The sequence below is a fragment of the Aeromonas sp. DNRA1 genome (genome assembly GCF_963888745.1).
GTDB classification, from domain to species: domain Bacteria; phylum Pseudomonadota; class Gammaproteobacteria; order Enterobacterales; family Aeromonadaceae; genus Aeromonas; species Aeromonas hydrophila.
In genome coordinates, this window is the sequence record NZ_CAWPKQ010000005.1 from 337,489 (window position 1) to 357,911 (window position 20,423).

Here is a 20,423-nt window from a genome sequence, read left to right on the forward strand (position 1 = left end):
TGTTCATTAATACAAAAAGTTGCGTTATAAAACGCTGATATTTGGTTTTTTGACCAAAGCATTCCGATCCCGGATCACCATAATGGCCACCACTCACTCATTTGAAAGGTGCCCGTCATGATCCCTGTATCCGCGCTCGGCGCTCTCGCCGCGCTCTCCATCGCCATCTTCCTGATCCTGAAGAAGGTGCCGCCCGCTTACGGCATGATCGTCGGCGCCCTGGCCGGCGGCCTGATCGGCGGCGCCGATCTGACCCAGACCGTCGCCCTGATGATCGGCGGCGCCCAGGGGATCACCACGGCGGTGATGCGGATCCTGGCGGCGGGCGTGCTGGCCGGCGTGCTGATCGAATCGGGCGCCGCCACCACCATCGCCGAGACCATCGTCAAGAAGCTGGGCGAGACCCGCGCCCTGCTGGCGCTGGCGCTGGCCACCCTGATTCTGACCGCGGTCGGCGTGTTCGTGGACGTGGCCGTCATCACGGTCGCCCCCATCGCGCTGGCCATCGCCCGCCGTGCCGACCTCTCCAAGGCTGCCATCCTGCTGGCGATGATCGGCGGCGGCAAGGCGGGCAACGTCATGTCTCCCAACCCCAACGCCATCGCTGCAGCCGATGCCTTCCATCTGCCGCTCACCTCGGTGATGGCGGCCGGCATCATCCCGGGCCTGTTCGGGCTGGTGATGGCCTACTGGCTGGCCAAACGCCTCAACCACAAGGGCAGCAAGGTCGCCGCCGACGAGGTGGTGAGCTTCAATGGCAGCAAGCTGCCGGGCTTTGCCGCCGCCATCAGTGCGCCGCTGGTAGCCATCCTGCTGCTGGCCCTGCGCCCCATCGCCGGCATCGTGGTGGATCCGCTCATCGCTCTGCCCCTCGGCGGCCTGGTCGGTGCCCTGATGATGGGCAAGTTCAGCAAGGTGAACCAGTTTGCGGTCTCGGGTCTCGCCCGCATGGCGCCGGTGGCCATCATGCTGCTGGGTACCGGTACCCTGGCGGGTATCATCGCCAACTCCGGTCTCAAGGATGTGCTGATCAGCGGCCTGACCGCCTCCGGCCTGCCCTCCTATCTGCTGGCTCCCATCTCCGGTGCCCTGATGTCGCTGGCAACCGCCTCGACCACCGCCGGTACCGTGGTGGCCTCCAACGTGTTCAGCTCCACCCTGCTCGAGCTCGGCATCAGCAGCCTGGCGGGGGCCGCCATGATCCACGCCGGTGCCACCGTGTTCGACCACATGCCCCACGGCTCCTTCTTCCATGCCACCGGCGGCAGCGTCCACATGGGCGTGGGTGAGCGGCTCAAGCTCATCCCCTACGAAACCGCGGTCGGTCTGACCATTGCCGCCGTCTCCACCCTGATGTTTGGCGTGTTTGGCCTCGCCTAAGGAATTGATATGAAAATTGTTATCGCCCCCGATTCATTCAAGGAGAGCCTCAGCGCCATGGCGGTGGCCGATGCCATCGAGGCCGGCTTCAAGCAGGTGTTGCCGGATGCCACCTACGTCAAATTGCCGATGGCCGATGGCGGCGAGGGGACGGTGCAGTCCCTGGTGGACGCCACCGGTGGCCGCATTCTGCCCTTCTATGTGACCGCTCCCCTTGGCAACAAGGTACAGGGCTTCGTCGGTCTGCTGGGGGATGGCGAGCGCGCCGTCATCGAGATGGCGGCGGCCTCCGGCCTGCATCTGGTGGCGCCTGAGCTGCGCAATCCGCTGCACACCTCTAGCAGCGGCACCGGCGAGCTGATCCTGGCGGCCCTCGACATGGGGGTGAAGCATCTGATCCTCGGCATCGGCGGCAGTGCCACCAATGACGGCGGTGCCGGCATGATCCAGGCGCTTGGTGGCAAACTGCTCAAGCGCGACGGCACTCCCATCGCGCCGGGCGGCGCCGGTCTGGCCGAGCTGGCCACCATCGATCTGAGCGGGCTCGATTCGCGCCTCGCCAAGATCACCATTGAAGTGGCCTGCGACGTGGACAACCCGCTGTGCGGGCCGAAAGGGGCCTCCGCCGTGTTTGGTCCGCAGAAGGGGGCGACCCCCGCTATGGTGGCGCAGCTGGACGCCAACCTGGCCCACTACGCCGACTGCATCGAGCAGGCGCTTGGCAAGAAGGTGAAGGAGATTGCGGGGGCGGGCGCCGCCGGTGGCATGGGCGCGGCCCTGGTGGGTCTGCTCGGCGCCGAACTGAAACCCGGCATCCAGATCGTCATCGAGGCGCTGAAACTGGCCGAGGCGGTGGCCGACGCGGATCTGGTCATCACTGGTGAGGGACGCATCGATAGCCAGACCATCCACGGCAAGACGCCAATCGGTGTCGCACGCTGCGCCAAGCAGTTCGGCAAGCCGGTGATCGGCATTGCGGGCTGCCTGACCGACGATTACGGTGTGGTGCACGAGCACGAGCACGGGCTGGATGCGGTGTTCGCCGTGGTCAACCGTGCCATGTCGCTGCCGGAGGCGCTGGCCACCGCCACCACCAACCTGCAGCTCACGGCCCGCAACGTGGCGGCGCTTTATCTGCTGCGACCCTGACTCTCTTCTGGCCGGTGCATGGCGCCGGCCAACCTAGCCCCGTGTCGCGGTGACGACCTGCCCCGCAGCAGGTCTGCCCGAAACACCTTGCCGATCAGATGATCGGCTTTTTTCATTATCCTGCTGTATAGCCAGTGCTTTTCTGCGGTTTCTGTATTCTGGCCGCCGACTTTGCGGCATAGTGATCCCCCATAGTACAAGGAGCAACCCATGATCTTGCTGACCCTGGGGGTACTGCTGTTTACCCTGATCCACCTCTATCCCTGCTTCGCAGGTGCCCATCGGGCCCGCTTGCGCGAGCGGCTGGGGGAGAATCGCTACAAGGGACTCTTCTCGTTGCTGGTGTTCATCGCCATCGCCTGCATCATCGCCGGCTGGCGTACCGCCAGCCCGCTGCCGCTCTATTTTCTGCCCGCCTGGGGACCGACCCTGATGATGGCGGTCATGCCCATCGCCCTGATCCTGTTCTGCTCCGGTCAGGGGCCCAACCACCTGCGGCGCTGGCTGGTGCATCCCCAGCTGCTCGGCACCCTGCTCTGGGCTGGCGCTCATCTGGCAGTCAACAGCGAGGCCCGCTCCCTGGTGCTGTTTGGCGGCATCGGCCTGTGGGCGCTGGTGAGCATCGTCTGGATTTCGGTGCGGGACTGGCAGCGCCATCCCCGTCCGGTGGCCAACTGGTACGGCACCGGGCTCAGCGTGGGGGCCGGGCTGGCGCTCACCGCCCTGTTGATCTTCTGGGGGCACGGCATGCTCACCGGCATCCCCCTCTATTGAGCGGGTGAACCGGCCGGCGTGCCCGCGCGTATGTCACTCATCTGTCTGACAGGAGTCGCTCGATGAAATGGATCATGTTGTTGCTGACACTCGGGGCCGGGGTGGCCGTCGCCTCCTGCCCGGACTACTTCAACGTGGAGATGCGGGAGCTCAACAGCACCCAGCGCCACAACCTCTGCCAGCTGACCGAGGGCAAGGTGGTACTGGTGGTCAATACCGCCTCCTACTGCGGCTATCGCGGCCAGTTCCGGGATCTGGAGACGCTCTACCAGACCTACAAGGAGAAGGGATTGGTGGTGCTCGGCTTCCCCTCCAACGACTTCTGGCAGGAGGCGGGGGAGGAGGGCAAGACAGCCTCGGTCTGCCGACGCGATTACGGGGTCACCTTCCCCATGTTCAACCGGATTGCCGTGCGCGGGGCCGATGCCAGCCCGCTTTACCGGGGGTTGGCCACGGCGGCAGGCGAAGCGCCGGGCTGGAACTTTCACAAGTATCTGATCGGGCGTGACGGCAAGCTGGTCGCGAGTTATGGGGCGAACCAGAATCCGGCGGACGATCCCCTGCAAAAAGAGGTCAAACGGGCGCTCGGCCTTTAGCGCTACCCCGCGGCGGGCGGCTCTGGAATAATGGGGGCCCGCTCTTCTCTCTGGTAATCCCGTGCTGCAACGTCTGCCCCAAATGGTGATCTTCGATGCCCTGGTCCGTGAACAGGGCATCTCGGCGGCCGCCCGGCGGCTTGGGGTCTCCAAATCCCACATCAGCAAGCAGCTGGCCCAGCTGGAGACCGAACTCGGTGCCCAGCTGGTGCAGCGCACCACTCGCCGCTTCTCCCTCACCGAGCTTGGTCAGGAGTATGCCCGCCACTGCCGCGCCCTGGTGGCGGTGGCACTGGAGGCGGACTCCATGGTGGCGGAGCGGCGCGGCAAGGTGAGCGGTATCCTGCATCTGGGGGTTGGCCAGTCTTTCGGCCGGCTGCACGTGATCCCGCGCCTCAAGGCGTTTCAGGATCGCTACCCCGAGCTGGAGCTGGAGGTCTCGCTGTTCGATCACCGTACCAACCTGGTGGATGAGGGGCTGGATCTCTGGATCACCACCTACGAGGACAAACCCGAGGCCCTGGTGGGGCAGCGGCTGGCGGACATTCACTTCGTGCTGGTGGCCTCGCCGGACTATCTGCTGAGCCACGGCACCCCGCTGCACCCCAGAGACCTGGCCCAGCACAACTGCATCACCTACCAGAGCCGGGAGCGGCGCTACCACGAGTGGTCGTTTCGCCAGGGCAAGGAGCGCCAGACGGTGCAGGTGGCCGGCAACTACCGAGTGGATCTGGCGGAGGCGGTGCGCGACGCCGCCCTGGCCGGGCTCGGCATCGCCTACGTGGCCAACTACCTGCTGGACAAGGAGTTGCAGTCCGGCCAGCTGATCCCGCTGCTGCCCCAGTGGCGGCCGAACCAGAAGATGGCGGTGCACGCCGTCTATGCCAGACGCGAGCACCTGGATCCCAAGATCCGGCTGTTCATCGATTTCCTCAAGGAGAGCTTCGGCCCGAATCCCTACTGGGAGCAGCGGCTGGCCCCCTGGCTCGGCGGCAAATTGTCCGGCACGGAGGAATAATCGTTTCCATATAAGAACACTGGCTTTCGCTTGAAACCAAAATCGAGTCAAATCAGCCAGTTGCCGCAACCGGTATCGTGCAAACGTTTTTTCTAACAGGGCTGTAACCAAGTGGACTTGCAGTGGCGAGGCCGGGAGCGCAGAATCCGCGCCCATCTTTCGCCCCACCTGATGGAGTCCCTATGATTGCCCTGCTCGGCATCCTGAGCATTCTGGCCGTGGCCACGCTCTGCTCTGATAATCGTCGTCGTATCCCGTTGCGAACAGTGGGCCTGGCCCTCTGCCTGCAGATCCTCTTCGCCGGCCTGGTGCTCTGGCTGCCCGCCGGTCAGCATGTACTGAACGGGGTGAGCGAAAGCGTCAGCAGCGTGATCGGTTACGGTCAGGAGGGGATCGCCTTCCTGTTTGGCGATCTGGCCAAGTTCAAGCTAGGCTTCATCTTTGCCTTCAACGTGCTGCCGGTCATCATCTTCTTCTCTGCGGTGATCGCCATCCTCTACCACATCGGCCTGATGCCGAAAGTGATCGCCCTGCTCGGCGGCGGCCTGCAGAAGCTGCTGGGCACCGGCCGCGCCGAGAGCCTCTCCGCCACCGCCAACATCTTCGTCGGCATGGTGGAGGCGCCGCTGGTGGTCAAACCCTATCTCTCCAAGATGTCCGACTCCCAGTTCTTCGCGGTGATGAGCTGCGGCCTCGCCTCTGTGGCCGGTGGTACCCTGGTGGGGTACGCCAGCATCGGGGTCGAGCTGAAATACCTGATCGCGGCGGCCTTCATGTCGGCACCGGCTGGTCTGGCCATGGCCAAGATCCTGGTGCCGCCTGCCGCCGAAGAGCAGGACCACCATCAGGACGTAGTGATCCCGCGCGCCACCAACGTGATTGAAGCGGCCGCCGATGGCGCCATGTCCGGCCTCAACATCGCGGTTGCCGTGGGTGCCACCCTGCTGGCGTTCGTCGGGGTGATCGCCATGCTCAACGGCCTGCTGGGCTGGGCCGGCGACCTGGTGGGGCTGGAGCTGAGCTTCCAGATCATCCTGGGCTGGCTGTTTGCACCCGTCTCCTGGCTGATCGGCATTCCCTGGGAGCAGGCTCAGGCCGCCGGCGCCCTGATCGGGGCCAAGATAGTGGTGAACGAGTTCGTCGCCTTCATCGCCCTGGTGCAGGATCAGACCCTGAGCGAGTCGAGCAAGGCCATCGTTACCTTCGCCCTGTGTGGTTTCGCCAACATCTCCTCCATGGCAATCCTGATCGGTGGCTTGGGCGCCATGGTGCCGGAGCGCAAATCCTTCATCGCCCGTTACGGCATGCGCGCCATCCTGGCGGGTGTGCTGGCGAACCTGATGAGTGCCTCGCTGGCAGGCTTGTTCCTCGCCCTCTGATTGACCCTGAAGCTAGCACCTTCCGGTCAGAGCCCGCTTCGGCGGGCTTTTTTGTGGCCGCTTGCCGGCAAAAAAAAGCGCCTCAGGGAGGCGCGGGGAAAAAGACAGATTGGAAGCGTCACATGGGTGCCACTTGAATGAGGGATGAGCCATGCAATCCAAGTGTGAAGCCATGATGCCTGATGCTGTCTGAAGCCCTTCTGAGGCGATTCTTCATACTATGTTCATTTTGCTAAACGCAATGGGACTGACTGGTTAGAGGCTCAGGGGTCAGCGCGAAGTTGTCGGCGGTCTGTTGCTCCAGCGCTGGCAGCCAGCGTTGTGAACGGGATGCCGCTGGCTGGTCAGGGGTCAGCACGACGTCGTCAGTGGGGCTGCGGCGCCGGTGTCTGCCCCGTGTTGTTAACAGGGTGCCTCTGGTTGGTCAGGGAGTCAGCACAAAGTGATCGGCAGTCTGCTGTTCCAGCGCCAGCAACCAACGTTTGATGGGAATGCCGCCGGCATAACCGGTCAGCTCGCCGCTGCGGCCGATCACCCGGTGACAGGGCACTATGATGCTGAGCGGATTGCGCCCGTTGGCGGCACCGACCGCCCGCACTGCCTTGGGATTGCCGATGGCCTGGGCAATCTCGAGGTAGCTGACGGTCTCGCCATAGGGAATATCGCCCAGGGCGCGCCACACCGATTGCTGAAAAGGGGTGCCTCGGGCGGCGAGCGGCAAATCGAAGCGGCGCAGGCGACCGGCGAAGTAGGCAGCGAACTGTTCGACGAAGGGGGCCAGCGCCTGATCGTCGCGCTGCCACTCGTCGGTCGGGGTCACCGGCTGCTCGCCTAGCACGAACTCCACATAGCGCAGCCCGTCCCGGTCGATGGCGATGAGCAGGGGGCCGTGGACGCTGTCGCAAAAACTGAATTTCATTCTGTCATCCTCGGGCGTTGGGCAAGGGCCCGGCTAGTCCACTACCGGCTTGCCGCGGGTCGATTTTATCTCCCCCTTGCGCTTCTTGGCATCGACCCGCTTGCGCTGGGAGCTGCGGGTCGGCTTGGTGGCGTGGCGGGCCTTGGGGCGCCAGGCCGCTTTCTTCAGCAGCTCCACCAGACGGTTCATCGCCTCCTTGCGGTTCATGTCCTGGCTGCGGTGGGTCTCGACCCGGATCATGATGAAGCCGTCGTGAACCCGGCTGTCGCTCAGCTTGTCGAGCCCCTCCTTGTAGAGCGGGGTGAGGCTGGGGGAGTTGCGGTAATCGAAGCGCAACCAGACGGCGGAGTCGGTCTTGTTGACGTGCTGGCCACCGTTGCCCTGCGCCCGCATGGTCTGGAATTGCAGTTCATGCCAGGGCAGGGTAACGCTGTTGGAGATGACTAACATACTGCGGTGCTCTTGTTTGGTGCATCGGCTGTGGCTGGCTCAGCTTGGTGCCTCATAATGGGGCGAGATGCGCTCCCTTGGTGATGCCGGGAGAGTCCTGCTCCAGGCCTGAATGCTATCTTTTTGAAATTAAACAATAAAAAGACTTGGCACAAGAATTGATTCCCCATTCATGACATACCATGGATTGGGAGCAACCAGATGAAGCTGATTACTGCGATTATCAAACCCTTCAAGTTGGACGACGTGCGCGAGGCCATCGCCAACCTGGGGGTCGAGGGTCTGACCGTGTCTGAGGTCAAAGGGTTTGGCCGCCAGAAGGGGCACACCGAATTATACCGGGGAGCCGAGTATCAGGTCGACTTCCTGCCCAAGGTAAAGCTGGAGATAGCGACGGCCGACGACAACGTCGAAGGGGTGATCGAGGCGATCTGCAAGGCCGCCTATACCGGCAAGATCGGTGACGGCAAGATCTTCGTCTACGACCTGCTGCAGGCCGTGCGCATTCGGACCGGTGAGAGCGACGACGAGGCGCTCTGATCGCGCTGGATGGGGCGAATGATCGGTACTTTGTCGCTGATTGACTCCATGGTGGGGCCGGATAGGATTCTATCCGGCTCCTTTGTTTGAACAGGGTTTAAATATGTGATCCCGCCACATCAGGATTTCTTGATCCGGCTGTCGAGCTCAATGCAAAATGCAAACAGCAATGGTTCTCACTCGATATAGCAACTCAAGGAATGGATGATGAAAATGAAGATGTTGGCACTGGCTTTCTCTGCGTTGGCGGCTCAGTCGGCATTGGCGGCAGGGGAGGTGAATGTCTACTCCAACCGGCAGGATGAGCTGATCAAGCCCATCATCCAGCAGTTCGAAAAGGAATCGGGCATCAAGGTCAACGTGGTGTTCGCCAAAGAGGGGCTGAACGAGCGTCTGGAGCGGGAAGGCAAGCTCTCCCCGGCTGACCTGATGCTGACCGTCGACATCAGCCGGCTGACCGATCTGGTGGACAAGGGGCTGGTGCAGCCGGTGGACAGCAAGATCTTGCAGGAGAACATCCCCGCCATCTATCGCGATCCGGACAACCGCTGGTTCGCGCTGACAACCCGGGTGCGTGCCATCTATTCCAGCAAGGATCGTCTCGGCAAGCTCGATACCATCAGCTACGAAGATCTGGCCAAGCCTGAATTCAAAGGAAAAATCTGCACCCGTAGCGGCAAGCATGAGTACAATGTGGCGCTGGTCTCCTCCATGATCGCTCATCACGGCATGGCCGAGACCAAGAGCTGGCTGGAAGGGGTCAAGGCCAACCTGGCGCGCAAGCCGCAGGGCAACGACCGGGATCAGGTCAAGGCGATCAAGGATGGTATCTGTGACCTGTCGCTCGGCAACAGCTACTACCTGGGTGCCATGCTGAAGGACCCGGCGCAGAAAGCCTGGGCCGATGCCGTCTACATCAACTTCCCGAACCAGGCTGACCGCGGCGCCCACGTCAACGTGAGCGGCGTGGCCATGACCAAGTACGCCAAGAACAAGGCCGAGGCCCAGCAGCTGATGGAGTTCCTGGCCGGCGACACCGCCCAGCACATGTATGCGGACGTGAACGCCGAGTATCCGGTCAAGGCCGGGGTCGAGCCTTCCGCCATGGTCAAGTCCTGGGGCAGTTTCAAGTCTGATGCGCTACCGGTCAGCGATTACGCCAAGCACCGCAAGGACGCCTTGCAACTGCTGGATGAAGTGAAATTCGACTTGTAATCAGATGGGGCCAATGGCCCCATCAACCTCTGTGGTCTCATGAAAAATTTTGGATGGATTACCGGCAGCTGGGCCAGCGCCCTGCTGCTGGCTTTGCCGGTGCTTGCTCTGGTCTTCTCAGCCTTGTCGGCCGACGGAGATCTGTTTGGCCACCTCGCCGATACCGTGTTGTTCGACTATCTGGCCAATACCCTGGGGCTGGTGGTCGGTGTCGTGCTGCTCAGCCTGCTGTTCGGGGTGCCGACCGCCTGGCTGGTGGCCATGTGCCAGGTGCCAGGGCGGCGCGCCCTGCAGTGGGCGCTGATGCTGCCGATGGCCATGCCCTCCTATATCGTCGCCTACGTCTATACCGATCTGCTCGACTACTCGGGCCCGCTACAAGCCGGGTTGCGAGCGCTCTTTGGCTGGAACAGTCCGGCCGATTACTGGTTTCCGGCTATTCGCTCCCTCGGCGGCGCCGCCTGGGTGCTGGCGCTGGTGCTGTTCCCCTATGTCTATCTGCTGACCCGCGCCTCTTTTCTGGAGCAGTCGGTCAGCCTCATCCACTCCAGCCGCCTGCTCGGCTGTACCCCGTGGCAGAGCTTTCGCCGCCTCAGCCTGCCGCTGGCGCGTCCCGCCATCATGGTGGCGGTATCGCTGGTGGCGATGGAGACGTTGGCTGACTTTGCCACCGTCCACTTCTTTGCCATCAACACCCTGACCACGGCGGTCTACGACACCTGGCTCGGTTACGGCAGTCTGGCCACTGCTGCCAAACTCTCCTGCCTGATGCTGCTGGCAGTGGTGCTGTTGATCGCGCTGGAGCGCCGCTCGCGCAGTCAGCAGCAGGTGTTCCAGAAGTCGATGGGCCACGAACAGCCGCTGCGCTACCCGCTCAAGGGGATTCGCCGCGCTCTGGCCGGGCTCTGGTGCTGGGGACTGGTATTGGCCGGCTTCGGTCTGCCGTTCGCCATCCTGCTCGATTACGGCGTGCGCTACTTCGAATTGTCGTGGACGCCGGAGTTTGTCCGCTTCGCCGGCAACAGCTTGGCTATCTCGGCGCTGACCGCCCTGCTGGCCATGGGCATCGCCCTGCTGCTCGGCTTCTTCCGCCGCCTCGATGGCGGAGTCAAGAGCCTGTTGCCCCTGCGCATCGCCGCCATGGGCTACGCCATGCCGGGTACCGTGCTGGCCATCGGGGTGCTGGTGCCGCTCACCGCCCTCGACTTTGCCATCAACGATCTGGCCGAGTGGCTGGGGCGTCAGGGGCCGGGGCTGCTGCTGACCGGCACCATCACCGCCATCGTGTTCGGCTATCTGGTGCGCTTCGTGGCTATCGCCATCGGCTCGGTGGAGAGCAGCATGGGCAAGATCTCCCCCAGCCTCGACATGGCGGCCCGCTCCCTGGGGCAGGGGGGTGGCGCCATGCTGCGGCGGGTGCACCTGCCGCTGGTGCGGCGCGGCCTGTTTGCCGGCGCCATGCTGGTGTTCATCGAATCCATGAAGGAGCTGCCCGCCGCCCTGCTGCTGCGGCCGTTCAACTTCGATACCCTGGCGACTCACGTCTACCAGTTCGTGTCGGACGAGATGCTGGAGCGCGGTGCGCTCGGCGCCATCGTCATCGTGCTGGTGGGGCTGTTGCCGCTGATCTGGGTCAACCGCAACCTGGATGGGGCGAGGCACTGAGTTCGCCTACCCTGGAATGTTGTCCGGCCGCCGGTCGGTCTGGTTCAAAAGAATATGAGGAAGTCAGCCTTGTCCTGTTTGCAGGTTGAAAATGTCAGCTGCCGTTACAACGGCCGCAATGTGCTGGAGCAGCTCTCCCTGACGGTGACAGACAACGAGATCGTCTGCCTGCTGGGAGCGAGCGGCTGTGGCAAGACCACGCTGCTCAAGGCCATCGCCGGCCTGCTGCCGCTGGCGGAGGGCACGATCCGCCTCGGCGATACCCTGCTCGACGGGCCAGATACCAGCGTGCCGCCCGAGGCGCGCAACATCGGCATGATCTTTCAGGATTACGCCCTCTTTCCCCACCTGGCGGTGGCCGACAACGTCGGCTTCGGCCTGACCAAACTCGATCGCCGTGCCCGCCAGCAGCAGGTGGACGAGGCGCTGGCGCTGGTCAATCTGCAGGGGTTGGGGGATCGCTATCCGCACCAGCTCTCCGGTGGCCAGCAGCAGCGGGTGGCCATCGCCCGGGCGCTGGTGTGCAAGCCGCGGCTGATGCTGCTGGACGAGCCCTTCTCCAACATCGACACCCAGGTGCGGATGAAGTTGATCCTGGAGATCCGCGCCCTGCTCAAGCAGCAGGGGATCGGCGCCATCTTCGTCAGTCACAGCAAGGAAGAGGCCTTTGCCTTCGCCGATCGGCTAGCGCTGTTTCGCGCGGGTCACATCGAGCAGGTGGGTCAGCCGGAGCAGCTCTATCGCCGCCCGCAGAATCGCTTCGTGGCGGAGTTTCTCGGCGGGGTCAACTATCTGACTGCCGAGGTAGTGGACAGCCACTGCGTGCGCACGGCGCTCGGGGTCATCTGCGGCAACGAGCCCCATGGCAGGGCCGCGGGTGAGCTGCTGCAACTGATGCTCAGGCCCCAGCAGCTGCTGCTGGAGAGCGCCGCGGATGGCGAGCTCAAGGTGGTGGAGCAGCAGTTCCTCGGCCATCACTGCCGGGTGCTGTTCGAGAGCGGCGAGCTGCGGCTGGAGGCGAGCATTGGCGAGCCGCTGGAGGGGGCGCGGGCGCGGGTCAGGGTGACGCCTCACGCGCTGGTGTTGTTTGACCCTTTACCCTGAACGCGTGATATCGTCGTGAAATCAATGAACTGGAACCGCGCTGGTTTATAATCGCGCAACGCTAACCGCCCATATCGCCAATGTCTGTTCAGGGGAGAGATATATGAAAGCCCAAGCCGGGATCTGCGCAGAGCCCAATCTGCACGCCCTCTATCTGATGTTCAACCGCACCGGTGACGCCGCCGAGCTGGTGGCCCGTTTGGCCAAGTTACCGGCCCTGTGGGAGGCGGTGGCCGCCGATTTCCCCGCTGCCGGCTTCAGCGGTCTGGTCGCCGTCGGTGCCGATGCCTGGGATGGCCTCTATCCTGCCGCCCGTCCGCCCCAGTTCCGCAGCTTCATGGCGCAATCCGCCAACGGTCAGGAGGCCCCCAACACCCCGTTCGATCTGTTCGTGCAACTGCGCGCCGATCGGGTGGATGTGTTGCATCACGCCGGTCAGCGCGTCATGGCTCTGCTGGCCGGGTTGGTGGAGCTGGCGGAAGAGGTGCGCGGTTTTCGCAACCTCGACTGCCGCGATCTGACCGGTTTCGTCGATGGCACCGAGAACCCGCAAGATGAGCACCGCGCCGGAGTGGCGCTGCTGGATGGCGGCGAGTTTGCCGGCGGCTCCTACATCCACGTGCAGCGCTGGGTCCACGCCATGAGCGATTGGGAGAAGCTGGCACTGAAGGAGCAGGAAGACATTATCGGTCGCACCAAGGTCGACAACATCGAGTACGAGTCGGCCGACAAGCCGCTGACCGCCCACATCAAGCGGGTCAACCTCAAGACGCCGAAGGGGGAGTCCATGGAGATCCTGCGCCAGAGCATGCCCTGGGGCACCATGACCGAGCAGGGGCTCTACTTCATCTCCTGCTGCCGCACCCCGCTGCACTTCAACGCCATGCTGGCCAGCATGTACAAGGGGGAGGGCAGTCACTTCGATCACCTGCTGCGCTTCACCAAGGCGGTGACCGGCGCAGCCTTCTTCGCCCCTTCAGAAGATTTTCTGGTGGCGCAGGGCAAATAAGGCTCGCCCACCCGTAGATAACAAAAATCCCGGCCTTGGCCGGGATTTTGCGTTTTGGCGGGACCGCGATGACGCGGCGCTCACCATTACGGCGTCTGTTCGAACAGCTCGAGGGCGGAGAGGTAGAGCTCTTCGATGTCGGTGTCGCTGGTCGGGGTGATGAAGATGGTGTCGTCACCGGCGATGGTGCCGAGGATCCCTTCGGCCTTGCCGAGGGAGTCGAGCAGGCGGGCGATCAACTGGGCCGCACCCGGGCTGGTGTGGATCACCACCAGAGCACCGTTGTGGTCGACATCCAGCACCAGATTCTTGAGCGGGCTGGAGGTGGTGGGCACGCCCAGTTCCACCGGCAGGCAGTAGACCATCTCCATCTTGGCATTGCGGGTGCGAACGGCGCCGAAGCGGCTCAGCATGCGCGATACCTTGGATTGGTTGATGTTTTCGAAGCCCATCTCTTGCAGGGCAGTCACTATCTCTGCCTGGGAGCCAAATCGTTCTTCTTTCAGCAAGGCTTTAAAGGCCTTGGCCAGTTTTTCTTGCTTGTCGTTATGCTTCATCTTGGACTCACGAATGAGGAGGTTTGGCTGCCTGTCACGCTCAGGCGGCAGATATGAACAGCGTGCCCATTTTGCATTCATATGCCTATTTTTGCAAGGAAGCGGCGCTTGTTCTGCATATTGATTCAAATATAGCTTGCATCCACCCATGCCAGCGTTAGAATCAGGACGAAATTTTGAAAACTTATTCAATTGGGCTGTATGGGTATTGAATTAATCGGTATCGAAAAATCCTGGCACAAGGTGCCGGTACTGCAACAGGTCAGCTTTCGGACCGCTCCCGGTGAAACCTTGGTGCTGCTGGGCCCGAGCGGTGCCGGCAAGAGTTCTCTGCTGCGCATGATGAACCTGCTGGACACCCCGGATGCCGGTGTTCTGCGCATCGGTGAAAGTGAATTTTCTTTCCCGTCCAGCCTCTCCACCGCCGAGTTCAACCGCCAGACCCAGGCGCTGCGGCGCAAGGTGGGCATGGTGTTCCAGCAGTACAATCTCTGGCCCCATCTCACCGTGATGGAAAATCTCATCGAGGCGCCGGTCAAGCTGCTCGGCATGAGCAAGGCGGCGGCCATGGAGAAGGGGGGCTATCTGCTGGCCCAGCTGCAACTGGCCGACAAGCGCGACGCCTGGCCTGCGCGACTGTCTGGCGGTCAGCAGCAGCGGGTGGCCATCGCCCGTACCCTGATGATGGACCCCCAGGTGCTGCTGTTTGACGAGCCGACGGCGGCCCTCGACCCCGAGATCACCAAGGAAGTGGCGGAGATCATCCGCAACCTGGGCCAGACCGGCATTACCCAGGTGGTGGTGACCCACGAAGTGGAGTTCGCCCGCAAGGTGGCCAGCCAGGTGATCTATCTGGAGAAGGGGCGGATCATCGAAGCCGGCTCCGCCGCCATTTTCCAAGCCCCGCAAACCAGCCGGTTTGCCGAATTCTTGATGCATTGATATTCAAATCGATAAGGAAGCTGTCATGAAAAAGAGTCTGTTGCTGGTCGCCGCCATGGGCCTGCTGAGCACCTCGGTGCTGGCCAAGGAGATCAAGTTCGCCACCGAGGCCACCTACGCGCCGTTCGAATACCTGGACGACAAGAACGAGTTCCAGGGTTTTGACATCGATCTGGCCCGCGCCATCTGTGAACAGGCCAAGCTGGAGTGCAGCTTCCACAACCAGGCCTTCGACAGCCTGATCCCAAGCCTGAAATTCCGTCGCTATGACGCCGCCATCGCCGCCATGGACGTGACCCCGGAGCGGGCCGCCCAGGTCGATTTCTCCGACATTTATTACCAGAACTCCGCGGTGTTCGTGACCAAGAAGGGCGCCTTCAAGGGGCCGGAAGAGCTGGTGGACAAGACCGTCGGCGTGCAGAACGGCACTTCCCATCAGTCCTATCTGGTGGACAACTGGGTGAGCAAGGGTCTGCTGACCGTGCCCTACGCCAGCTACCAGAGCGCCTTCCTCGACATGATGAACGGCCGCACCGACGGCGTGTTTGCCGATACCGCGGTCGCCGCCGACTGGCTCAAGCAGCACAAGGAGTATGCCGTGATCGGCACGCCGGTGACTGACGCCAAGTACTTCGGTACCGGTTTTGGCATCGCGGTGGCCAAGGGCAATCAGGAGCTGCTGATTCAGCTGAACAAGGGGCTGGCCGACATCAAGGCCAACGGCACCTATCAGAAGATCTACGACAAATATTTCGCGCACTAAGTCATGTTGAGCCTGTTGTTGGATGCAGCCTGGATGACCCTCGGGCTGGCCTTGGCATCCCTGGTCGGAGGCATGGTGCTGGCGCTGGCGTTCAGCGCTGCCGAACTGAGCAAGCAGCGCGCTCTGGTGTGGCCGGTGGCTACCCTGACCACGCTTATTCGCGGGTTGCCCGAGCTGCTGGTGGTGCTGTTCATCTACTTCGGCTCGACCCAGGTGCTGTTCCTCATCACCGGCGAGTACGTGGAGTTCAGCCCGTTCGCCTGCGGTGTGCTGGCGCTCTCCCTGCTGTTCGCCAGCTACGCCACCCAGACCCTGCGGGCCGCCCTCAATGCGGTGCCTGCCGGGCAGCGGCTGGCGGCGCTGGCGCTCGGTCTTGGCAAGCGTCACATCTTCTTTCGCATCGTGCTGCCCCAGGCGTGGCGGCACGCCCTGCCGGGGCTCGGCAACCAGTGGCTGGTGCTGCTCAAGGACACCGCACTGGTCTCCCTCATCGGGGTGAACGAGATGATGCGCCAGGCCCAGATGGCTTCGGCCAGCACCTATCAACCCTTCACCTGGTATGCCGCGGCGGCCCTCATCTACCTGGCCATCAGCCTGGTGAGTGAGTTTGGCTTGAAGCAGGCGTCCCGTTACACCCGTCGTTACGGAGGCTGATCATGCAGGATTACCTGATGACCCTGCTGGGTGGCCTGGCGATTACCCTGCAACTCACGGCATTCAGCTTGCTGCTCGGCGTGCTGATGGCGGCTGCCATGACCTGGGTGCTGGAGCGCCGCATTCCGGTAGCGACCCAGCTGGTACAGCTGTGGGTGCTGATCTTCACCGGCACGCCGCTGCTGATCCAGATCTTCCTCATCTACTACGGGCCGGGCCAGTTTGCCTGGCTCAAAGAGGGGCCGCTCTGGCCGCTGCTCAAGCAGCCCTGGTTCTGCGCCGTGCTGGCGCTCGGCTTCAATACCGCCGCCTACTCTACCCGGTTGTTCAAAGGGGCGCTCGATGCGATTCCGGCCGGTGAGGTAGAGGCCTGCCGCGCACTCGGTTTCTCCGCCGGCCAGACTCTGTGGATGAAGGTGCGTCACGCCGCCCGGCGACTGGTGCCCGCCTATTCCAACGAGGTGATCCTGGTGCTCAAGGGGAGTTCGCTCGCCAGTACCATCACCATCATGGATGTGATGGGGCTGGCCCAGCGCCTCAATGCCCAGACCTATGACACCCTGGCGGTGTTCACCGTGGCCGGTGCCCTCTACCTGACCATGAACGGATTGTTAACAATTGGTTTTCGTTGGTGTGAACGCCGGGCGTTGGCCTTCCAGGGCTGAAGCTGGTAGATCTACCTATTAATGGTGAGTGGAAGTGCAGGAAATCTGTGCTTCCCCTCCAATTTTTTGCATTTTCCCCCATTTTTATTCGCCGCCTGTTTATTGGCTCACAGAACCTGTGATTACAACTGTTATCAGATTGTTTTTTAGGGGGGGATCCTTTAAGGTTGGGCGCACAACAAGAAACAACCTTAAACCTACGCTTAAACATGGAGTTGATCATGAAAGTTGCCGTTCTGGGTGCCGCCGGTGGCATCGGCCAAGCCCTCGCTCTGCTGTTGAAAAACCGTCTGCCTGCTGGTTCCGAATTGAGCCTGTATGACATCGCTCCGGTGACCCCGGGCGTGGCGGTCGATCTGAGCCATATCCCGACTGACGTGAAAGTAAAAGGTTTCTGCGGTGAAGATCCGAGCCCGGCTCTGGTCGGCGCCGATGTCGTGCTGATCTCCGCCGGCGTGGCTCGCAAGCCCGGTATGGATCGTTCCGACCTGTTCAACATCAATGCCGGCATCGTCAAGAATCTGGTGGAAAAGTGCGCTGCCTCCTGCCCGAAAGCGCTGATCGGCATCATCACCAACCCGGTCAACACCACGGTCGCCATCGCTGCCGAAGTGCTGAAGAAAGCCGGTGTCTATGACAAGCGTCGCCTGTTCGGCGTCACCACCCTGGACGTGATCCGTGCCGAGACCTTCGTGGCCGACGCCAAGGGTCTGAACGTCGACAAGGTGCGCGTCAACGTGATCGGTGGCCACAGTGGCGTGACCATTCTGCCGCTGCTCTCCCAGATCGAAGGTGCCAGCTTTACCGCCGACGAAGTGGCCGCCATGACCAAGCGGATCCAGAACGCCGGTACCGAAGTGGTGGAAGCCAAGGCTGGTGGCGGTTCCGCTACCCTCTCCATGGGTCAGGCTGCCTGCCGTTTCGGCCTGTCGCTCATCAAGGGTTTGCAGGGTGAAGCCAACGTCATCGAGTGCGCCTACGTGGAAGGCGACGGCAAACACGCCACCTTCTTCGCGCAGCCCATCCTGCTTGGCAAGAACGGTGTCGAAACCGTGCTGGACTACGGCAAGCTGAGCGCCTTCGAACAAGAGGCGATGGATGGCATGCTGGCCACTCTGAAAGCCGATATCCAGCTGGGTGTCGACTTCGTCAAGTAAGTTGTCCGGATGGACAGCAAGGGGAGCTTCGGCTCCCCTTTGTCGTTATGGTGACGGATGCAGGCGGTGCCGGCCTAAGGGGATGTCACTGGCTGCCGATAACAGGGTGCTGCAGGAGATCCTTATGATGAAACCCATTACCCTTGTCGGCCTTCTCTGTTTGCTGACGCCCCCACTGCTGACGAGCCAAGCGCAGGGGGCCGAGCCTTCCGCCTCTGCCGCCGCCGCGACGAGCGGGGCCGTGGCCGCCTCCGCACCGGCCAGTACGCCGGCGCAGCCAGAGGTTGCCACTCAGGCTTCCACTGCTGCCTCGTCCTCTGCTGCGGCACCTGCATCGGCGGCCGTGCAAACCACGGCAACGCCAGCTGTCAGTCCGGTCACCCCCTCTGCGCCGGTAGTGGCAGAGAGCTCAACATCCTCAGCTTCTGCACCTGCGGCAGCCCCCATCCCCACGCCTGTCGCCGCTGAGGGCGATCGCTCGCCGAACAATCGTCCCATGACCAGCACACCGACCAGCAGTAGTGGCCTGAATGTGGACAGTGGCACGCTGCAGGCGGTACCGCTTTATCGCCAGGACGAGCTGCTCAACTGGATTGAACAGGGACGTCACCTGCAGCAGGTGAAGCAGGACAGGTGCCAGCTTACCCAGGATATCGAGGTGCGGGCCGAGGTGATGAAGATCCCGTCTTATCAATTTCTGTGGGGGGACATGCTGGCTTGGGGGGTCTGTACCAAGCCCAATGCGGAGCTGGGGGTCAAATTCATGTGGGATGCTGCCAATCAGGGGTTGGCGCCGGCACTGGAACAGCTGGGCCGCTACTACTGGAAGGGTACGCTGGTGCAAAAGGATCTGCTCAAGGCCGAGACCCTGATGCGGGAGGCCGCCAGCCTGGGCTTCCAGCGGGCGCAGATAGAGTGGGTGGAGATGCTGCTGCAGGGAATGGGCAGCCCGCTCGACTATGAAGAGGCCTACCACTGGTTGCACAGCACTGTGATCGGCGACAAGGCGCTGCACCAGAAGGCGACCAGCCTGCTGAGCCGGCTTGGCAACCGGATGCCGGCCAATGCCATCGCCCGTGCCAAGGCGATGCACTGACCCAAAAAAATGACCCACGGATCTGCATCCGTGGGCCGGGAGGAGCCGGCCGCCGTGCCGTGACAGGCTGGCTCCTCATCTGGTTATAGTGATTAGCCCGCCTTACAGATCTTGGTGGGGACCAAAAACTTCGTAATGGAGCTGGCCGGCTGGAATGCCTGCCGCGATCAGCTGCCGCTTGACTGCCTGCATGAAGCCGACGGGGCCACAGAAGTAGTAGTGGGCCTGCGGCGTGATGCGCTCCTTCACTGCACTCAGATCCATCGTACCGGCAAAGTCGTAATCTTCGCCCTGCACATCACTGGCCTGCGGCTCCCGATACCAGACCTGGCTCAGCAGGTTGGCGTGTTGGCGGGATTTTTGCTGAATATCCTCCCTGAAGGCATGTACGGCACCCTGTTCGCAGGCGTGCAGCCAGGTGATGTCGGCTTGATGGCCGTTCGCCAGCAGCTGGTTGAGCATGCTCATCATCGGCGTGACACCCACACCGGCCGAGAGCAACACCACCGGGGTATGACCATCGGCTTTCAGGTAGAAGTCGCCGGTGGGTGGCATCACCTCAATCTGGTCACCTTCCTGCAGATGATCGTGCAGCAGGTTGGAAACCTGACCCTGCGGCTCGCGCTTGACGCTGATGCGGTAGTGCTGGCCGTTGGGCGCATCTGAGAGGGAGTACTGGCGGATCTCCTGATATTCCAGCTCGGGGTGGATCAGCTTGATGCTGAGGTACTGGCCCGGTTTGAAGTCCAGTACCGGCTTGCCATCCACCGGCGCCAGCAGGAAGGAGGTGATGAGTTCGCTCTCGACCCGCTTCTCCTTGATCAGGAAGGGGCGGGAACCCTGCCAGCCACCTGCCTGGCTTGCCTTCTCCTGATAAATCTCGCTCTCGCGGCCGATGAAGATGCTGGCGAGCACGCCATACGCCTTGCCCCAGGCATCCAGCACCTCGTCGGTTACCGCACTTCCACCCAATTCTTTGAGCGTGGCCAAGAGATGACTACCTACAATGTGATATTGTTCTGGCTGGATCAGGAAACCCGTGTGCTTGTGGGCGATACGCTCCACGGCCCCGGCCAGTGCCCCCAGGTTGTCGATGTTCTTGGCATAGGCCGCTACCGCATTGAACAGCGCCAGCGGCTGGCCGCCACTACGCTGGTGCGCCAGGTTGAAAATGTCTTTCAGTTCCGGGTTATGGCTGAACATGCGCTGGTAGAAGTGCTGGGTGAGCGCGGGGCCCGCCGATTCGAGCAAAGGGATGGTGCTTTTGATGACGGCGATGGTGGCTTGGTCTAACATAGGAGGTCCTTGCTAATTGAACATCTAAAATGTTACTTAATAAGCTGCATCCTAGATGTTTATTTGATCTGAATCAATAATCAATTTCCGCGCGA

Annotated in this window: 21 protein-coding genes; 17 read left to right on the plus strand and 4 right to left on the minus strand. The window is 62.3% G+C overall.

The features are described from left to right. Nucleotides 1-117 precede the first annotated feature (117 nt). The 6 genes from AACQ43_RS17510 to AACQ43_RS17535 all read left to right on the plus strand — a co-directional run bounded on the left by AACQ43_RS17510 (nucleotide 118) and on the right by AACQ43_RS17535 (nucleotide 6,296). Nucleotides 118-1,380 (plus strand): GntP family permease, encoded by a 1,263-nt coding sequence (locus AACQ43_RS17510; protein WP_168968030.1) that lies wholly within the window; start codon nucleotides 118-120, stop codon nucleotides 1,378-1,380. A gap of 9 nt (nucleotides 1,381-1,389) precedes the next feature. After that, nucleotides 1,390-2,529 (plus strand): glycerate kinase, encoded by a 1,140-nt coding sequence (locus tag AACQ43_RS17515; RefSeq protein ID WP_168968031.1) that lies wholly within the window; start codon nucleotides 1,390-1,392, stop codon nucleotides 2,527-2,529. 210 nt (nucleotides 2,530-2,739) lie between these two features. Beyond that, nucleotides 2,740-3,303, plus strand: a complete 564-nt coding sequence (locus tag AACQ43_RS17520) for an NnrU family protein (protein WP_130633078.1) — start codon at nucleotides 2,740-2,742, stop codon at nucleotides 3,301-3,303. A 62-nt stretch (nucleotides 3,304-3,365) separates the two neighbouring features. Continuing rightward, nucleotides 3,366-3,899 carry a glutathione peroxidase gene (locus tag AACQ43_RS17525; RefSeq protein ID WP_168968032.1) on the plus strand — a complete coding sequence of 178 codons (534 nt, stop codon included), beginning with the start codon at nucleotides 3,366-3,368 and terminating at the stop codon, nucleotides 3,897-3,899. Between the two features lie 82 nt (nucleotides 3,900-3,981). Further along, nucleotides 3,982-4,917, plus strand: a complete 936-nt coding sequence (locus tag AACQ43_RS17530; RefSeq protein WP_016349403.1) for a LysR family transcriptional regulator — start codon at nucleotides 3,982-3,984, stop codon at nucleotides 4,915-4,917. 182 nt (nucleotides 4,918-5,099) lie between these two features. After that, a complete protein-coding gene (locus tag AACQ43_RS17535) occupies nucleotides 5,100-6,296 on the plus strand; it encodes a NupC/NupG family nucleoside CNT transporter (RefSeq protein ID WP_168968033.1) in 1,197 nt (398 codons plus the stop codon). A 424-nt stretch (nucleotides 6,297-6,720) separates the two neighbouring features. On the opposite strand, the gene AACQ43_RS17540 is transcribed toward AACQ43_RS17535, so the two are convergent. After that, a complete protein-coding gene (locus tag AACQ43_RS17540) occupies nucleotides 6,721-7,215 on the minus strand; it encodes a methylated-DNA--[protein]-cysteine S-methyltransferase (RefSeq protein WP_113995207.1) in 495 nt (164 codons plus the stop codon). Nucleotides 7,216-7,248: 33 nt separating this feature from the next. Next, nucleotides 7,249-7,665: an alternative ribosome rescue aminoacyl-tRNA hydrolase ArfB gene (arfB, locus tag AACQ43_RS17545; protein WP_011704614.1), complete on the minus strand. Its 417-nt coding sequence runs from the start codon at nucleotides 7,663-7,665 to the stop codon at nucleotides 7,249-7,251. A 201-nt stretch (nucleotides 7,666-7,866) separates the two neighbouring features. Between arfB and glnK the strand changes: the two genes are divergently transcribed. From glnK to AACQ43_RS17570, 5 genes are all read left to right on the plus strand, one after another. Beyond that, nucleotides 7,867-8,205 carry a P-II family nitrogen regulator gene (glnK, locus tag AACQ43_RS17550; protein ID WP_011704615.1) on the plus strand — a complete coding sequence of 113 codons (339 nt, stop codon included), beginning with the start codon at nucleotides 7,867-7,869 and terminating at the stop codon, nucleotides 8,203-8,205. A 207-nt stretch (nucleotides 8,206-8,412) separates the two neighbouring features. After that, nucleotides 8,413-9,420: a Fe(3+) ABC transporter substrate-binding protein gene (locus AACQ43_RS17555; protein ID WP_081086402.1), complete on the plus strand. Its 1,008-nt coding sequence runs from the start codon at nucleotides 8,413-8,415 to the stop codon at nucleotides 9,418-9,420. A 39-nt stretch (nucleotides 9,421-9,459) separates the two neighbouring features. After that, nucleotides 9,460-11,085 (plus strand): ABC transporter permease, encoded by a 1,626-nt coding sequence (locus tag AACQ43_RS17560; protein WP_168968034.1) that lies wholly within the window; start codon nucleotides 9,460-9,462, stop codon nucleotides 11,083-11,085. Nucleotides 11,086-11,154: 69 nt separating this feature from the next. After that, entirely contained in the window at nucleotides 11,155-12,189 is a 1,035-nt protein-coding gene (locus tag AACQ43_RS17565; RefSeq protein WP_168968035.1) for an ABC transporter ATP-binding protein, read from the plus strand. A 103-nt stretch (nucleotides 12,190-12,292) separates the two neighbouring features. Beyond that, complete coding sequence (locus AACQ43_RS17570; RefSeq protein WP_168968036.1) at nucleotides 12,293-13,198, plus strand: Dyp-type peroxidase; 906 nt, start codon at nucleotides 12,293-12,295, stop codon at nucleotides 13,196-13,198. An 86-nt stretch (nucleotides 13,199-13,284) separates the two neighbouring features. Here the strand turns inward: AACQ43_RS17570 and argR are convergent, their stop codons facing one another. Continuing rightward, nucleotides 13,285-13,755, minus strand: coding sequence for a transcriptional regulator ArgR (argR, locus tag AACQ43_RS17575; protein ID WP_005308670.1), 471 nt, complete (start codon nucleotides 13,753-13,755; stop codon nucleotides 13,285-13,287). Between the two features lie 201 nt (nucleotides 13,756-13,956). Between argR and AACQ43_RS17580 the strand changes: the two genes are divergently transcribed. The 6 genes from AACQ43_RS17580 to AACQ43_RS17605 all read left to right on the plus strand — a co-directional run bounded on the left by AACQ43_RS17580 (nucleotide 13,957) and on the right by AACQ43_RS17605 (nucleotide 19,032). Next, entirely contained in the window at nucleotides 13,957-14,697 is a 741-nt protein-coding gene (locus tag AACQ43_RS17580; protein ID WP_005308671.1) for an ATP-binding cassette domain-containing protein, read from the plus strand. A 25-nt stretch (nucleotides 14,698-14,722) separates the two neighbouring features. Next, the gene (locus AACQ43_RS17585) at nucleotides 14,723-15,460 is read left to right on the plus strand and encodes a transporter substrate-binding domain-containing protein (RefSeq protein ID WP_168968037.1); all 738 of its coding nucleotides are present in this window, start codon (nucleotides 14,723-14,725) and stop codon (nucleotides 15,458-15,460) included. A gap of 3 nt (nucleotides 15,461-15,463) precedes the next feature. Next, nucleotides 15,464-16,114 carry an arginine ABC transporter permease ArtQ gene (gene artQ, locus AACQ43_RS17590; protein ID WP_011704621.1) on the plus strand — a complete coding sequence of 217 codons (651 nt, stop codon included), beginning with the start codon at nucleotides 15,464-15,466 and terminating at the stop codon, nucleotides 16,112-16,114. A 2-nt stretch (nucleotides 16,115-16,116) separates the two neighbouring features. Then, entirely contained in the window at nucleotides 16,117-16,779 is a 663-nt protein-coding gene (gene artM / locus AACQ43_RS17595; protein ID WP_016349411.1) for an arginine ABC transporter permease ArtM, read from the plus strand. Between the two features lie 221 nt (nucleotides 16,780-17,000). Then, a complete protein-coding gene (gene mdh / locus AACQ43_RS17600) occupies nucleotides 17,001-17,936 on the plus strand; it encodes a malate dehydrogenase (RefSeq protein ID WP_017780273.1) in 936 nt (311 codons plus the stop codon). Between the two features lie 496 nt (nucleotides 17,937-18,432). Then, on the plus strand, nucleotides 18,433-19,032 hold the full coding sequence (locus tag AACQ43_RS17605; RefSeq protein WP_168968038.1) for a tetratricopeptide repeat protein: 600 nt from the start codon (nucleotides 18,433-18,435) through the stop codon (nucleotides 19,030-19,032). A 102-nt stretch (nucleotides 19,033-19,134) separates the two neighbouring features. On the opposite strand, the gene hmpA is transcribed toward AACQ43_RS17605, so the two are convergent. Beyond that, nucleotides 19,135-20,328: an NO-inducible flavohemoprotein gene (hmpA, locus tag AACQ43_RS17610; RefSeq protein ID WP_168968039.1), complete on the minus strand. Its 1,194-nt coding sequence runs from the start codon at nucleotides 20,326-20,328 to the stop codon at nucleotides 19,135-19,137. Between the last annotated feature and the right edge of the window lie 95 nt (nucleotides 20,329-20,423).

Excerpts from the sequence above, each read along its gene's own strand:
- AACQ43_RS17580 (WP_005308671.1), top strand. The coding sequence starts at position 13,957 with ATGGGTATTGAATTAATCGGTATCGAAAAATCCTGGCACAAGGTGCCG.
- AACQ43_RS17560 (WP_168968034.1), top strand. The coding sequence starts at position 9,460 with ATGAAAAATTTTGGATGGATTACCGGCAGCTGGGCCAGCGCCCTGCTG.
- argR (WP_005308670.1), bottom strand. The coding sequence starts at position 13,755 with ATGAAGCATAACGACAAGCAAGAAAAACTGGCCAAGGCCTTTAAAGCC.
- artM (WP_016349411.1), top strand. The coding sequence starts at position 16,117 with ATGCAGGATTACCTGATGACCCTGCTGGGTGGCCTGGCGATTACCCTG.
- mdh (WP_017780273.1), top strand. The coding sequence starts at position 17,001 with ATGAAAGTTGCCGTTCTGGGTGCCGCCGGTGGCATCGGCCAAGCCCTC.
- AACQ43_RS17585 (WP_168968037.1), top strand. The coding sequence starts at position 14,723 with ATGAAAAAGAGTCTGTTGCTGGTCGCCGCCATGGGCCTGCTGAGCACC.
- hmpA (WP_168968039.1), bottom strand. The coding sequence starts at position 20,328 with ATGTTAGACCAAGCCACCATCGCCGTCATCAAAAGCACCATCCCTTTG.
- AACQ43_RS17515 (WP_168968031.1), top strand. The coding sequence starts at position 1,390 with ATGAAAATTGTTATCGCCCCCGATTCATTCAAGGAGAGCCTCAGCGCC.
- AACQ43_RS17570 (WP_168968036.1), top strand. The coding sequence starts at position 12,293 with ATGAAAGCCCAAGCCGGGATCTGCGCAGAGCCCAATCTGCACGCCCTC.
- AACQ43_RS17555 (WP_081086402.1), top strand. The coding sequence starts at position 8,413 with ATGAAAATGAAGATGTTGGCACTGGCTTTCTCTGCGTTGGCGGCTCAG.
- AACQ43_RS17520 (WP_130633078.1), top strand. The coding sequence starts at position 2,740 with ATGATCTTGCTGACCCTGGGGGTACTGCTGTTTACCCTGATCCACCTC.
- arfB (WP_011704614.1), bottom strand. The coding sequence starts at position 7,665 with ATGTTAGTCATCTCCAACAGCGTTACCCTGCCCTGGCATGAACTGCAA.
- AACQ43_RS17605 (WP_168968038.1), top strand. The coding sequence starts at position 18,433 with ATGACCAGCACACCGACCAGCAGTAGTGGCCTGAATGTGGACAGTGGC.
- artQ (WP_011704621.1), top strand. The coding sequence starts at position 15,464 with ATGTTGAGCCTGTTGTTGGATGCAGCCTGGATGACCCTCGGGCTGGCC.
- AACQ43_RS17535 (WP_168968033.1), top strand. The coding sequence starts at position 5,100 with ATGATTGCCCTGCTCGGCATCCTGAGCATTCTGGCCGTGGCCACGCTC.
- AACQ43_RS17510 (WP_168968030.1), top strand. The coding sequence starts at position 118 with ATGATCCCTGTATCCGCGCTCGGCGCTCTCGCCGCGCTCTCCATCGCC.
- AACQ43_RS17540 (WP_113995207.1), bottom strand. The coding sequence starts at position 7,215 with ATGAAATTCAGTTTTTGCGACAGCGTCCACGGCCCCCTGCTCATCGCC.
- glnK (WP_011704615.1), top strand. The coding sequence starts at position 7,867 with ATGAAGCTGATTACTGCGATTATCAAACCCTTCAAGTTGGACGACGTG.
- AACQ43_RS17525 (WP_168968032.1), top strand. The coding sequence starts at position 3,366 with ATGAAATGGATCATGTTGTTGCTGACACTCGGGGCCGGGGTGGCCGTC.
- AACQ43_RS17530 (WP_016349403.1), top strand. The coding sequence starts at position 3,982 with ATGGTGATCTTCGATGCCCTGGTCCGTGAACAGGGCATCTCGGCGGCC.